The sequence below is a fragment of the Paenibacillus sp. FSL H8-0282 genome (genome assembly GCF_037963825.1).
In the GTDB taxonomy this organism is placed as follows: domain Bacteria; phylum Bacillota; class Bacilli; order Paenibacillales; family Paenibacillaceae; genus Paenibacillus_AQ; species Paenibacillus_AQ odorifer.
In genome coordinates, this window is sequence record NZ_CP150146.1 from 5,913,065 (window position 1) to 5,926,950 (window position 13,886).

The 13,886-nt window shown below is 45.5% G+C and carries 12 protein-coding genes; 4 read left to right on the forward strand and 8 right to left on the reverse strand.

Translation table 11 applies throughout. The features are described 5' to 3' along the window. Window positions 1-33: 33 nt before the first annotated feature. From NST94_RS25545 to NST94_RS25560, 4 genes are all read left to right on the forward strand, one after another. Window positions 34-717: a response regulator transcription factor gene (locus tag NST94_RS25545; protein ID WP_076130304.1), complete on the forward strand. Its 684-nt coding sequence runs from the start codon at window positions 34-36 to the stop codon at window positions 715-717. Then, window positions 714-1,751 (forward strand): HAMP domain-containing sensor histidine kinase, encoded by a 1,038-nt coding sequence (locus tag NST94_RS25550; protein ID WP_076130303.1) that lies wholly within the window; start codon window positions 714-716, stop codon window positions 1,749-1,751. Before NST94_RS25545 ends, NST94_RS25550 begins: the two co-directional genes overlap by 4 nt. 102 nt (window positions 1,752-1,853) lie before the next feature. Continuing rightward, window positions 1,854-2,552: an ABC transporter ATP-binding protein gene (locus tag NST94_RS25555; protein WP_248549724.1), complete on the forward strand. Its 699-nt coding sequence runs from the start codon at window positions 1,854-1,856 to the stop codon at window positions 2,550-2,552. Next, window positions 2,549-5,083 (forward strand): FtsX-like permease family protein, encoded by a 2,535-nt coding sequence (locus tag NST94_RS25560; protein ID WP_339281418.1) that lies wholly within the window; start codon window positions 2,549-2,551, stop codon window positions 5,081-5,083. Before NST94_RS25555 ends, NST94_RS25560 begins: the two co-directional genes overlap by 4 nt. A gap of 88 nt (window positions 5,084-5,171) precedes the next feature. Here NST94_RS25560 and NST94_RS25565 read toward each other — a convergent pair whose 3' ends face one another. The 8 genes from NST94_RS25565 to NST94_RS25600 all read right to left on the reverse strand — a co-directional run bounded on the left by NST94_RS25565 (window position 5,172) and on the right by NST94_RS25600 (window position 13,881). Further along, a complete protein-coding gene (locus tag NST94_RS25565; protein ID WP_076308850.1) occupies window positions 5,172-6,002 on the reverse strand; it encodes a MetQ/NlpA family ABC transporter substrate-binding protein in 831 nt (276 codons plus the stop codon). A 42-nt stretch (window positions 6,003-6,044) separates the two neighbouring features. Beyond that, window positions 6,045-6,707 (reverse strand): methionine ABC transporter permease, encoded by a 663-nt coding sequence (locus tag NST94_RS25570; RefSeq protein WP_036685560.1) that lies wholly within the window; start codon window positions 6,705-6,707, stop codon window positions 6,045-6,047. Beyond that, complete coding sequence (locus NST94_RS25575) at window positions 6,700-7,461, reverse strand: ATP-binding cassette domain-containing protein (RefSeq protein ID WP_081386423.1); 762 nt, start codon at window positions 7,459-7,461, stop codon at window positions 6,700-6,702. The genes NST94_RS25570 and NST94_RS25575 overlap by 8 nt, the downstream gene beginning before the upstream one ends. A 485-nt stretch (window positions 7,462-7,946) precedes the next feature. After that, window positions 7,947-9,344 carry an ADP-ribosylglycohydrolase family protein gene (locus tag NST94_RS25580; RefSeq protein ID WP_076302375.1) on the reverse strand — a complete coding sequence of 466 codons (1,398 nt, stop codon included), beginning with the start codon at window positions 9,342-9,344 and terminating at the stop codon, window positions 7,947-7,949. Window positions 9,345-9,347: 3 nt separating this feature from the next. Next, window positions 9,348-10,304, reverse strand: coding sequence for a nucleoside hydrolase (locus NST94_RS25585; RefSeq protein ID WP_076184827.1), 957 nt, complete (start codon window positions 10,302-10,304; stop codon window positions 9,348-9,350). Between the two features lie 40 nt (window positions 10,305-10,344). Then, a complete protein-coding gene (locus tag NST94_RS25590) occupies window positions 10,345-11,283 on the reverse strand; it encodes an ABC transporter permease (protein ID WP_036685567.1) in 939 nt (312 codons plus the stop codon). After that, on the reverse strand, window positions 11,280-12,326 hold the full coding sequence (locus NST94_RS25595) for an ABC transporter permease (protein ID WP_036685569.1): 1,047 nt from the start codon (window positions 12,324-12,326) through the stop codon (window positions 11,280-11,282). Before NST94_RS25595 ends, NST94_RS25590 begins: the two co-directional genes overlap by 4 nt. Next, on the reverse strand, window positions 12,319-13,881 hold the full coding sequence (locus tag NST94_RS25600; protein WP_339281419.1) for an ABC transporter ATP-binding protein: 1,563 nt from the start codon (window positions 13,879-13,881) through the stop codon (window positions 12,319-12,321). The genes NST94_RS25595 and NST94_RS25600 overlap by 8 nt, the downstream gene beginning before the upstream one ends. Window positions 13,882-13,886 lie beyond the last annotated feature (5 nt).

Here is a 13,886-nt window from a genome sequence, read left to right on the forward strand (position 1 = left end):
TAATGATCAAATAAGAAACAAAGGAGAATTACTATGAACATACTGATCGTTGAGGACGACCGTAGTTTAAATAAAGGGATCGCTCTCACTCTTTCTCAAAACAATGTCATGATCCATCAAGCCTACGATATTGCCGCGGCGGAGCATATTTTCGCAGTTAACCCTATTGATCTCATCATTCTGGACATCAATCTGCCAGACGGCAGTGGACTGGATTATTGCGAGCAACTTCGCAAGACCTCACGCGTACCCATTATTTTCCTAACCGCCAATGATATGGAGTCCGACATTATCACCGGTTTTGCATTGGGGGGCGATGACTATATCACTAAACCATTCAGCCTAATGGTGCTTCGCGCCAGAGTAATGGCAGTGCTCAGAAGAACGGAATCACTAGGGACTGGAAAAATAACATTGGGTCCCTTAGAACTCGATTTTGAGAAACTGGAGTACAGCAAAAATAAACAATCGCTCCAGCTGAGCAAAACTGAGCAAAAACTGCTGCGGCTGCTGGTGACGAATACGGGCAATATTTTGACCCGAGAACAGCTGATAGACAAGATCTGGAGCAAGGATGCCGAATTTGTGGATGAAAACGCATTGACAGTAGCCATCAAACGGCTGCGTGCTAAACTTGAGGATGACCCGGCAGCACCCAAATATATCAAGACCATTTACGGACTTGGATACATGTGGACTGAAGGGCAAAAACCATGAAAACCAATAGCCCACCTGCTAATTTCAAGCAAATTCATAGGCTCTTTTTACTGATCATCCTTATACTAGTAGCCTGTTTTATCGGCAGTATAATGTTTCTGTACGGGTTCGACCCCACTCTGCTCCAACTGACTTCTCTATTTATCATCTGTATATTAGCGACAGGAGCCGTATGGGTCTGGTTATGGAACCGCCAGATCGCAATCTATATACAGACCTTGGACACTGCGATTGAACGGGCTATACATGACCTGCCGCCACTCACTAACTATGAAGAAACCGCTCTGTCTTCGATGGAACATAAACTAAAGCGGTATATAGGGATGGCTAAGGCGAATGAACGAAATATCCAAACAGAGAAAAACAAAATAAAAGAGCTGATCTCGGATATCTCCCATCAAACCAAGACCCCCCTCTCTAATATCATGGTATTCAGTCAGTTGCTCGAAGAGATGCCCGGACTAAATGAGAATGTCCGGCACTACATACAGCATATTAAAGCGCAGTCAGATAAGTTGGATTGGCTGATTCAGTCTCTAATCAAATTATCACGTTTGGAAACAGGAATGATCTCCCTACAGCAGATTGAGGCGAAACCGCTCATACAAACTCTGACGCAGGCTTTATCCCAGATTTATGCACAAGCGGAAAACAAACAAATTACGATCAATATTGACTGCGGGACACACATCTTAGCCTGCCACGATGTCAAATGGACAAGTGAAGCACTATTCAACCTGCTCGAGAATGCTGTGAAGTACACACCGCATAACGGACAAATTTCCGTTCTTGCTGAAAGCAACGAGATGTTCACCTGTCTCCACCTTACCGATACTGGACTTGGAATCCCCAGCGAAGAAATCCCTCACATCTTTAAGCGGTTTTACCGAGGAAAGCAAGCGCGTGAATTCGAGGGGGTCGGCATCGGGTTGTTTTTGTCCAGAGAGATTATCACGGCGCAAGGCGGCCATATCAACGTCATTTCTGAAACTGGAAAAGGTACAACTTTCTCTGTTTACCTGCCCCAGCGCTGAAATAGAATGTGTCATTATGGTCAGAATTCAGACACTCTCCTGTCAGATTGATTTGCTACCCTTAAATCATGGACAAACAGATCTCATTGGAGGGGAAGAGTTATGCCGATTCTACAGACTGAAAATTTAAAAAAACACTATGGAAAGGTTGGCGCAAGCGTTAAGGCTTTGGACGGTATATCACTGTCAGTGGATAAAGGGGAGTTTGTCGCCATTGTCGGCACTAGCGGCAGCGGCAAAAGCACTCTTCTTCATATGCTTGGCGGATTAGATCGGGCAACAGAGGGCAAGGTTTACGTGGACGGGAACGATATTTTTGCGATGAGTGATGAGAAGCTGACCATTTTTCGGCGCAGATCGGTGGGGTTTGTTTTTCAGAATTACAATTTGGTACCCATACTAAATGTGCGGGAGAATATTGTGCTGCCCATTGAACTGGACGGTGGCAAAATTGACGAAACTTATCTTGATCTAATCATCCGCACTTTAGGCTTGCAGGAAAAGATGAATACTCTACCTTCTAATCTGTCTGGCGGACAGCAGCAACGGGTGGCAATAGCCAGAGCATTGGCGACCAAACCTTCAATCATCTTAGCAGATGAACCTACAGGTAATCTGGACAGCAAAACAAGCCAAGAAGTGCTGATTTTACTTAAACAGATGAGTGAAAAATTCAACCAAACCATTGTGATGATCACACACAATGAACAAATTGCTCAAACTGCTGACCGTATTATCCGTATTGAAGATGGCGTCATTTTCACTGGCTCACTCCGTAGCTCCGGAGTGAGCCAGCCATGATCAGCACGAATAACCATAAGACCATTGCTACTTTAGCCAAAAAAAGCCTCAAAGCCAACCGTGCTCGCAATTTCACTATCATCTGTGCCATCGTACTGACTACGCTTTTGATCACCAGCGTGTTTACCTTGGCGCTCAGTATTAACAAATCGATGCAACGCGCACAAATGCAGACTACCGGCAGCGATTATCATGGAAGCTTCAAATATCTGAATCCTGCCGAGTTGGAGAAGCTGAAGAATCAACCATCCATCAAAGAGTATGGCGTCTTCCTTAAGGTTGGCGATATAAGCACCAGTCTGTTCAAGAATCACCGGGTAGAGGTCCTTCGAATTGACGAGAATTATGCCAAACACGGTTTTATCAACTTTATAGCCGGCGGACTGCCCTCCCAAGAGAATGAAATCGTCCTAAATACTTGGTCGCTTGACTTGCTAGGAGCAAAACATGAGTTAGGCCAGACTGTGAAGCTGGATATAGACATTGGTGAAAAAGTCATAAGCCAAGACTTTAAGCTCTCCGGATATTACGAAACCGATCAAAATTTGGCGATGTCAGGATTGGCTTTTGTATCCGAAGCATTTACACAGAAGAACATTTCCCATATTGACCCGGACATCTCTGAGGCAACGGGTTCTTATGTGAACACCGCAGGTCTAGGGGTGATGTTTAATAATTCTTATAATATTGAACAGAAGGTACAAAAGATTTTGACGGACACCGGCCTGGATGTACCTTATGGTGTCAATCCGGCTTATACAAGTGTTTCTCTCTCCGATAATCTACTGAATATCATTCCTTATGCAGTTGTCATTCTTATCACCATGCTGAGCGGCTATTTACTAATCTACAATATCTTTTTTATTTCCGTCGTGCGGGATGTCAAATTTTACGGGCTGCTAAAGACCATCGGTACCACACCCCGACAACTGAAAAAGATCATCTCCATTCAGGCCCGGTCACTTTATCTCGTCGCATTGCCTTTTGGATTGGGGTTCGGGTATCTGCTAGGTCTGCTGATTCTCCCTATGGCCTCCTCATTTTTAAACGGTTCTACTGATAATGTCTATTCTGCTAGCCCGTGGATATTTATTGGTGCAGCAGCATTCTCGTTTATGACAGTATGGATCGCCGCAAGCAAACCGGGCCGAATGGCTTCGCGAACCTCGCCGGTAGAGGCTGTAAAATTTGCCGGAGTCAGCAGCGGTGGAAAACGGAATGCCAAAAAATCAAAACATGGCGCAAAACTTCACAACATGGCGTTCTCCAACCTGTTCAGAAGCAAAAAGAAGCTGATCCTGATGCTCTCTTCACTCTCCTTGAGTATCATCTTGTTCAGTACCATTTTTACAGTAATTTCCTCACTGGATGTGAATAAATATCTGCGTGCCTTTATCTCCGGTGATTTTGTGGTTCAGAATGAAGTGCTAGTCAGTATTACAGGACCTCGAGACGGTGATCCATATAAGCTTTCAGAGGAATTCGCCAACAATCTAAGTAAAATTGACGGTGTAGAAACTGTTGATAAGGTTTACCACAGATATGTTCCATCTCCTGTCGATGATGCTGTCCGGGCTATTTTGGAGCCAATGGCAGCTGCTGACCCACATCCTTATCTTCTCTCCACTTTAGATAAGGGGGGGATGGTCTACAATCATTTATATGGATTAGATCCGGGCTGGTATGATCTTGTGGACAAGGATATTATTGAAGGGGAGTTTAACAGGCAGAAGTTTGCTTCAGGAAAATATGCGGTCATATCTGAGGCCATGTTTATAGAAGAAGATAGCTACCGCACCTATTATCATCCTGGAGATACAGTCACTTTCGAGAAGTCGGATAAATCTTATGAAGTGATGGCAGTAGTAAAACATGATGCAGTATATGCTGCCACAACAAAATCTTACTCTATGTTAGGTTACAACATCTTCCTCCCTGCTTCGGAGCTGCAGAAGGAAATGCCGAAGGGTACAGATCCAGCCAATATCGTTTCAGCCACACTACATGTCGATCCGACTAAGCTGGACCAGGTAGAACAAGTGGTCAAAGCTTTAACAGATTCAACTGATGAATTAACTTTAAAATCAAGGGAGGATTACAAGGATGAGCTCGGTGGATTCATTCGCATTTTTCAAACCGTCGGGTATGGGCTTAGCCTGGTCATTGCTCTAATCGGGGTGCTGAATTATATCAACACTGTACTCACCGGGGTAGTCTCCCGCCGGAATGAACTTGCCATGCTGGAGAGTATTGGCATGACCAAAAAGCAGCTAAAACGTATGCTGATCCTTGAAGGATTCTACACCGTTTTGCTAACCGTCCTCATAACCTCAACATTAGGTGTATTGCTGACCTATAACCTTTCCAAAAACATCACGGATAATATGGCCTTTATGGTATTTCAGATGAGTTGGCTGCCGTTTATCCTCACCGTTCCTATTTTGTTAATTCTCGCTTACACAGTGACACTGAGAGCCTATAAAACGTTATCCCAAGCATCCATTGTGGAACGGCTGAGAGAAGCCGAGTAATGTAAGACACACCTAAATACTCCTATTACAAAAAGGGCAGCCCGGTAAATATCGCCGGGCTGCCCTTTTTTATAGATCCATATTCAGCTTATTTAAACGCAGGCAACGCAATATCCGCGTAATTATCCTCAAGGAACTTTTTCACTTCAGGACCGCTGATCCGTTTAGCCAGCTTTTGAATGGCGTCAGAGTCCTTGTTATCTTCACGTGCCACCAAAGTAATTGTGAATTCGGAATCTTCGCCTTCCGTAATCAGTGCATCTTTCTTCGGTGTCAATCCTAGTGGGCTCGCATAAGCCGGAGTCATGGCTACCAGATCGCCATCATCAAGCATACGGGCCAGCATTAAGAGATCGACTTCTTCAAACTTGAATTTTTTTGGATTTTCAGTAATGTCTGCTTGTGTGGCTTGAATGCCTACGCCTTCTTTTAGCTTAATAAGATCAGCTGCAGCGAACATTTGCAATGAACGGCCGATGTTAGATGGATCATTAGCCATTACAAGCGTAGCCCCTTCAGGAAGATCAGCTATAGTCTTATAACGTTTGGAGTATCCGCCATAAATAGCGTCATAAACAGGCTGTACCTCTACCAGATTAGAGCCTTTGCTTTCATTATATTGCTTCATATAAGGAACGTGTTGGAAAAAGTTAGCGTCTACTTCTTTATTAGCCAACGCCTCATTAGGCTGCACATTATCAGAGAGAACAACGATCTCCAGATCAATGCCATCTTCCTTCAGGAGCGGCTTCACAATATCCAGAATTTCTGTCATAGGTGGGATCAGTGTAGCGATCTTTAATTTGGTTAACTCATCATTACTACCTTTTGCAGTATTGTTCTCGGCTGCTTTATTAGAGCCACAACCCGCTACGACCAATACCATTAATGTAAGCACAAGTATCATTGATTTTTTCATTAGTACTACTAACCCCCAGTTTATATATTGAACTATTTTGTATTACCGCTTATCCAACAGCCTTGCGATAGTCCCCCCGGTGAACTGAACCAATTGGACTAATACAATCATCACTAGAATGGCATAGATCATCACTTCCGTCTCAAAACGCTGATAACCATAACGGATAGCGAAATCACCAACCCCTCCCCCACCAACAACTCCCATCACGGTCGAGAAGGAGATAAAGCTAATTGTAGAAGTAGTAAGTCCAAGGACTAGACCCGAACGAGCTTCCACATACAGAAATTTAAAGATCAAGCCCAGCTTCGAGGCTCCCATCGATAATGCTGCTTCAATGACCCCTTTAGGAACCTCCAGCAACGACTGCTCCACTAACCGAGCATAATAGGCAATAGCGATTATAGATAATGGAACCGCTGCTGCAATCGTACCAATGGCGGTCCCGACCAGGAAACGAGTGACTGGAATTAGCGCAACGACCAGCAGCAGGAACGGAAAAGAGCGGATAATATTAACGATACTGTTGAGCACCAGAGACAACGTTGTATTCTCATAAAGCTGCCCTTTTCGGAAAAAAAACAACAAGGTACCCAGTGGAAGCCCCAGCAGCACGGCCGCTCCAACAGAAATACCAACCATCACAAAGGTTTCACCAATCGAATCCCACATCTGTGCCTGATATTGAAGTACACTATCAAACATGATCTTCCCCCGCTTTACCAAGAATCTGATCGCGGTATGTCCCGGTACTGGCTGCCGCTGGACGGAATTCACCGTCTTCACGAGAGAACGAATCTACAATGCGCCCTTTTTCCATCACCGATACATGAGTACATATGCTTTTAACAACATCCATCTCATGCGTAACAATGACAACCGTTACTCCAAGACTTGAATTCACATGCTTCAGCACGTTCAAGATATCTGTAGTGGTTCCAGGGTCCAGGGAGGACGTTGGCTCGTCACACAGTAATATTCCCGGACTGTTCGCTAGCGCGCGGGCAATCGCAACACGCTGACGTTGTCCTCCGCTGAGCTGTGCCGGATATTGTTTTGCCTTATCTGCCAGTCCAACAAAATCCAGACACTCCTTCACACGCTTCATTCGTTCATGCTTTGGGACATCTGCCAGCTCCAGCGGGATCGAAACATTCCGCTCTACAGTGACGTTATAAACAAGATTAAATTGTTGAAAGATCATTCCAATCTTTTGCCTTGCTTTACGCAGTGCTTTACTAGGCATTTCGGTCAGGTTGTGGCCATCTACGGTAACCGTTCCCTCATCCGGCTGTTCCAGAAGATTCATCAGTCGCAGCAGCGTAGATTTCCCCGCACCACTCTCACCAATGATCCCATGAATGGATCCCTGCTTTACCTCCAGCGATACCTCATCTACAGCCTGATAGATGCCTTCCTTCAGCTTGTACCCTTTACTTACCCGACTCAGCGACAGTATTAGAAGCTCCCCCTTCCTTTCCCTTATATAATGAACCTCCATCAAGTGAGACATTGTATTACAATTTTCTAAAATCTGTTTTATTAAAAATCTCCTTAAATAATAAGACATTTCTTCTGCTGTGTCATCATTTTTCTTTAAATGATATACCAGGAAGGTTGATGAAAACCTAAAACCCCTTTATACCGGGCTCTTTTTACACATTTATTAATAAAATAAAAAGGGTTAGCAAAGATAATCCTTCCCTCTTGAAATCATGATTCTCCTATTGCCCCACCACTAAACGCTCCACTGTTAATATAGCCATATTTGGTTTTTTTAAGTGTATGAAATGCAGTTAAAGCTACATTTGGTTCGTTGGAGTGTGATTAAAGACCTGCTGTTACACAAAAAAAGATGTCTAAGCCAATAGCTTAAGACATCCCATAATTCATATAGTAATCCCTGAATCCCTGATCTATCGAGTCCCATACTCGCTAAATCTTTTATGCCTTTTCGCCAAGCTCTCTGCGAATCTTCAAGAACACTTGGTAGCTGCGTTCCGCACATTCCGAAATCGCTATCGGATGAAATCCGGGCAGATCGGCATATAACGTATCGTGAAGCGGTTCGATCCATGAAGCCGGCAACTTACTTGCTCCAAGCTTCGCTCCCATAATTGAGCCCACAGTAGCCCCGTTACAGTCTGTATCCATTCCACCATATACGGAAGTGACAACTGTTTTTTCAAAGTCATTCCCGCCATAAACAAGCGACGCAGCTACAAGAGCAGCATTATTATTTGTATGGACTGCATCATAGTGGCTAAAAGTATCCCAAATGTTACGAACCAACTCCCGCTCACTTTTGGCCTTCTGCGCAATATCTATCCCCCGCAAAACATCACTGGCCAAACGACTGGTACGCGGAATCTCACTAAGGCCTATCTCTAGGATCCGTTCATTATCCTTCTCTGCAAAAGCTGCCGATATCATCGCCGCATTCAACATCTCACCGTAGATACCATTTTTCACATGTGAAAATGAAGCGTCGCGCCAGCCTAGTTCTGCCGCAAGCTCAGGATAACCTGCTGCGCCATAAGCCAGTCCATCTGCGCGTATAGCGGCACCAATCCACTCGCGGTAAGGGTTTAAGTGCATCCGCACTCTTTCCTGCCGCACCAGCCAATCCGCAGGCTTCTCGCCATGCAGATGAGAGGTCTCCTGCGCAAAATTCATATATGACTGTGTCTCCGCCGTGCACACCTGACTATATGTTAAATGTGTATGCCACAGCTTTCCGATATCCCAAGAATCCCAGTTCAGACCCTTCTGCTCCAGCAGCATAAGACCCAGGACAGTGTAGCGAATATCGTCATCGCTTTCCATATACTTGATCGTCTCGCGGGTACTCGCATATGTCCATTCACTTAAGCCAAGACCATATTCAGCCTCTGCCCGTGAATGCCCAGGCGTATAGCCAGTAATTGGCCAGGCGTCCGCACCCTGAAACCATAGCTCAATATTCTCCCAGCCCGAACGGCCATCTTTCCCATAGAGATAGTCCCAATACTCCAGCGGTTTCCCGAGTGCGCAGCCGACACTTCTACCGAGCCAGGCTCCATAGAACTTATCTCTCCATTCTGCCTCGCTCCAGTCCGCCTCAAGCTTACGTGGACCTTCTGGACGTAGTTGACGAATCTCCTCCAGAGAGGATGGCTCTTGATACGGAAAATCCTCACTAATCGTAAGCTCCATTAGCTCATTGTATACCTGCATCAGCTTGAGCTCATCGGCACCAGCAGCCGCTAGCTTATCCGCGAACCCATCAATCTCGCAACCTTCTTCTCCACGCTGAGCAATTTCAAACTGCACGGTCTCTTGAAGTCTCTCCCATCCTGCCATAGGCTACTTCCCTTCAGCCGCTAGCAGCAGCTCTTGATCAAGCTTTTCCAGTGAATCAAAGATCAGCTTCATAAATGCTTCCCGGTCAACGCCCACCAATACTTGCACATTCGCTGGACGATCCGTCTTCTTCCGTCTGTCTGCAACTGTCATTCCCCGCGTCAGCTTGCCTTCTGTCTCCACCGTTACATATAGATGCTCAGATTCAAATAGTTCCGGATGCAGCAGCCAGGCAACAGCACATGGATCATGCAGCGCACTGCCGACATAGCCCATTTTTTTACCGTAAATCGAATAGAAATCCAGCAATTCTCCGACCATTGTAGACACTGGTCCCCGCTCTTTCAATGCTAGGATCTCATCTTCAAAAATAGCAGCCTTATCGGTCACATCCAGACCACTCATTGTGATCGGAATCCCCGACTCAAACACAATACGGGCTGCTTCAGGATCTACATAGATATTAAACTCCGCAGTAGAGGTGACATTCCCATAAGAGATACCTCCCCCCATCAGTGAGATTTTTTCAATTCTGTCTTTAATCTCTGGATAAGCCGTGATTAGCAGTGCGATATTTGTTAAAGGAGCCATCGGCACGAGCGTAATCTTCTCCTCTGAAGAACGGATGATATTCAGCATAAACTCCACAGCACCCTGCTCTACAGGGCGGAATTTACTTGGGGGCAAAAGCGGGCCATCCATGCCCGATTCACCATGCGCTTCCTCACCTGTAACAAGCTTGCCGAACAGTGGGCCAGCAGCCCCTTTAGCTACAGGAATGTCAGCATTCACGAAGCTGATCACCTTCAGGGCGTTTTCCGTGATTTTATCTAAAATTTGGTTTCCACCAACCGTTGTAATCCCGCGCAGATCTAACTTCTCCGAATTTGCTATGGCAAGCAGTATCGCTATTGCGTCATCATGCCCTGGATCGCAGTCAATAATAATAGGTGTTGGCATAGTTACTCACTCCTTGTCTGTGTATCAATCATTTCAATCGCTATTTAACTAGCGGGCTTTTAAGTTTTTTATTCTTTTTTCGTGTCTCAGATACTGCGTAGATCACAAGTCCAATTACTGTGGCTACATAAGGAAGAGTGGCGATTAGCTCCGCAGGAATCTTTAACACCTGTAGCGCATTCGACAATGCATCTGCAGTACCAAATAATAAAGAGGTCAGCGCCGTGCCTACGGTCGTACTTCTTCCCATCGACTCAGCGGCAATGGCAATCCAGCCCCGGCCAGCGATCATATCGCGGGTAAACAGTGACAAATACCCCATCGACATATAAGCACCGCCTAAACCGGCAAAAAATCCGCTAAGCAGCAAAGCCATATACTGTATTTTTACAACACTTACACCCACGGATTGAGCCGCATGTGGATTTTCACCCACTGAACGAATGCGCAGTCCAAGCGGTGTACGGTTTAATAGATAGTAGACAACAAACACAGCCAATATAGAAACATACGTCAGAATGTGATGCCCCGATAAAATAGGTCCAAGCACCGGGATATCCTTCAACAAAGGAATCTGGACACTAGGCAGAACTTTACTCGCCAGAGAAGTGGAAGAACCCTTGTCGCCACTAAGCAGATAGAGGATAAACACAGTGCCTCCCGAAGCGAACATATTAATGGCCACACCCCCGAGAATGATATGTGTTTTGAATTTCAGGGTGAAAAAAGCTAATATTCCAGCGATCAATGTTCCAGACAACACCGCCCCAAGCAGACCTACCCACGCGCTATGCGTATAGCTGCTTATGATGACACCCGCTAAAGCGGCAACAAGCATGATGCCCTCCATCCCAATGTTAATGATCCCTGCACGATTGGAGATAAGTGCGCCGAGCGCAGCGAACAGAATCGGAGTCGTCACGCGAAGGACAGAGAACGCAAAGTCAGTTGTAAAAATCACATCAAACAAACTGTTCACGCTTCCTTCGCCTCCTTCAAGAGCATCCGATTTTTCCAGAACTTCAGAAATTGCTCAGCCGAAATCAGAAGAATGATAATTGCCTGTATAATTGAGATCATCTCTGAAGGTACATCAGACAAACGCGCCATCATGTCAGCCCCAATTCGAATGTACGCTAGGAATAATGCAGAGCCGATTACGGACAGCGGATTATTTTTGGCTAACATCGCTACAAGGGCACCATCCAAACCATAACCAGGCAGGGACGTCCATTGGAAACGGTTATACATCCCCAGCACTTCTACGGAGCCCCCCATACCTGCGATAAAACCTGCAATCAAGTGGACGAGAATAATAACCTTGGCTGTCTTCATACCGGAATAACGGGCAAAGTCCCGGTTGATGCCTGTCATGCGCAGCTCATATCCCCATTTCGTTTTGTATAGGAATAGATGAGCTGCAATAATAAGCACGATAACGATAATAAGACCGGTATGAATACGGGTGCCCGAGACCATTTTACTCAGCAGTGCCGTTTTCTCGAATTTGTAGGATACATTGGCAAAAGCTTTAGCATCACGCAGATGATAGTTCAGTAGGTATAGCCCTACTCCGAACAAAATATTATTGAACATTAAGGATGTAACCAACTCATTAGCATTCCATTTTGCCTTCAGAATACCAGGTATTGCCGAGAGCAACGCTCCTACAATTGAACCTGCAGCAATAGCTACCATCGGATGCAGCCAGCCGTCCAGCGTTAAATGAATAGCCAATACGGAAGTTACAACACCGGAGAAATAGAAAATCCCTTCAGCTCCCAGGTTGAACATATTGGCTCGAAACAACAAGGATACTGCCAACCCAGTGAACATGAGCGGAATCGCCATCTCAATCACATTACCAATATGACCTTTACTGGATAACGGCTCTAATAGGAATATACCAATCGTCTTCACAGGCTGATTACTGACCAAAGAGATGATCAGAAAGGCAATAGCGAGTGCAATAACGATTACCGCCGATGTCCGAATGTACTCAAAATATTTAACTTTAAACATGATTTACGGCCCTCCCGATGTGCTCCTCGTCCTGTCGATGAATCCCCAGCATATAAAGACCTAATTCTTCCTCACTAACCTTAGAGGGCTCCTCGAAAAAGGCAACAATCTTACCCTCGTACATTACTAACAGACTATCGCTGATCTCCAAGATCTCATTCAAATCTGCCGACACTAGCAAAATCGCGCAATCGTCTGAACGTAATTCCAACAACTTTTGATGTATGAACTGGGCTGCGCCTATATCCACACCCCGTGTCGGCTGTTCTGCAATAAGCAGCTGCGGTTCAGTCGAATACTCTCTAGCTACGACTACCTTCTGCATGTTACCACCTGACAACATTCCTATGGGCTGAGAAGGTCCTGAACAGCGGACTTTAAATTCCTCTACAAGGGATACTGCTAGCTTGGCAATTCGTGAGCCATTCAAAAAAAGACCTTTATTCATTGCTTTTGTACGATACTGAGTAGATAGCAGATTATCAGCTATGCTTGCCTCACTAGCGATCCCTTGCCGCATCCGATCCTCCGGTATATAGGAAACGCCTAGCTTACGAATATCCAAAATATCCGATTCACGGATATCCTTTCCCTTCACTAGTACAGAACCCTGACTTGAGACACCTCTCAAGCTACCTGTAAGAGCTTCAATGAGCTGTGTCTGCCCGTTGCCTTCTACACCAGCAATCCCAACGATCTGCCCACCACGTACCGCAAAATTGATATCCGACAATAATGCTTTGCCATCTGCATCATTCACACCGAGTCCCTGCACCGTTAGTACTGGCTCACTAACAGCCAGAATCTCTTTGTCATATTTCAGCACGACATCTCTGCCGACCATTAATCGCGAGATTTCCTGTTCTGTCACATCCTGTGTTTGAAAAACACCTTCACTACGGCCGCTGCGCATAATCGTAATTCTGTCGCAAATCGCTTTGACTTCCTTTAATTTGTGCGAAATAAAAACTATCGTATGCCCCTGTTCCCTTAATTGCTTAAGCTCGCGGAACAATTCCTCTGTTTCCTGTGGAGTCAACACCGCAGTTGGCTCATCAAGCACCAGAATCTTCGCACCACGCAGCAGCGCCTTAAGAATCTCAACCTTTTGCTTCATCCCAACTGTAAGATCCTCTACTTTTGCCTTTGGATCCACGGCCAGATTGTATTTCCTTGCGGTCTCTTCCGTCATGCGCACAGCCTCGGCATAATTAATGCCAACTCCTCTGCGCGGCTCCATACCCAGCACCATATTCTCTGCCACCGTAAAAGAAGGTACCAACATGAAATGCTGGTGGACCATGCCGATGCCTCTATCAATGGCGTCCTGAGCGGATTGCAGCTTTACTTTTTCACCCTTGATATAGATCTCGCCTTCACTTGGCTCTTCCATGCCGAACATAATCTTCATTAAAGTCGATTTACCTGCACCGTTCTCACCTGCAATCGCATGTATTTCTCCCTCACGTAAAGAAAAATGCACGTCTTTATTTGCAACGACGCCATTGGGATATACCTTGGTAATTCCCCGCATTTCCAGCAGAGCTGTGTACATAGGTC

Bases quoted from the DNA above. Each gene is read 5' to 3' on its own strand.
- NST94_RS25545 (WP_076130304.1), top strand. From the start codon at position 34: ATGAACATACTGATCGTTGAGGACGACCGTAGTTTAAATAAAGGGATC.
- NST94_RS25550 (WP_076130303.1), top strand. From the start codon at position 714: ATGAAAACCAATAGCCCACCTGCTAATTTCAAGCAAATTCATAGGCTC.
- NST94_RS25555 (WP_248549724.1), top strand. From the start codon at position 1,854: ATGCCGATTCTACAGACTGAAAATTTAAAAAAACACTATGGAAAGGTT.
- NST94_RS25560 (WP_339281418.1), top strand. From the start codon at position 2,549: ATGATCAGCACGAATAACCATAAGACCATTGCTACTTTAGCCAAAAAA.
- NST94_RS25565 (WP_076308850.1), bottom strand. From the start codon at position 6,002: ATGAAAAAATCAATGATACTTGTGCTTACATTAATGGTATTGGTCGTA.
- NST94_RS25570 (WP_036685560.1), bottom strand. From the start codon at position 6,707: ATGTTTGATAGTGTACTTCAATATCAGGCACAGATGTGGGATTCGATT.
- NST94_RS25580 (WP_076302375.1), bottom strand. From the start codon at position 9,344: ATGGCAGGATGGGAGAGACTTCAAGAGACCGTGCAGTTTGAAATTGCT.
- NST94_RS25585 (WP_076184827.1), bottom strand. From the start codon at position 10,304: ATGCCAACACCTATTATTATTGACTGCGATCCAGGGCATGATGACGCA.
- NST94_RS25595 (WP_036685569.1), bottom strand. From the start codon at position 12,326: ATGTTTAAAGTTAAATATTTTGAGTACATTCGGACATCGGCGGTAATC.
- NST94_RS25600 (WP_339281419.1), bottom strand. From the start codon at position 13,881: ATGTACACAGCTCTGCTGGAAATGCGGGGAATTACCAAGGTATATCCC.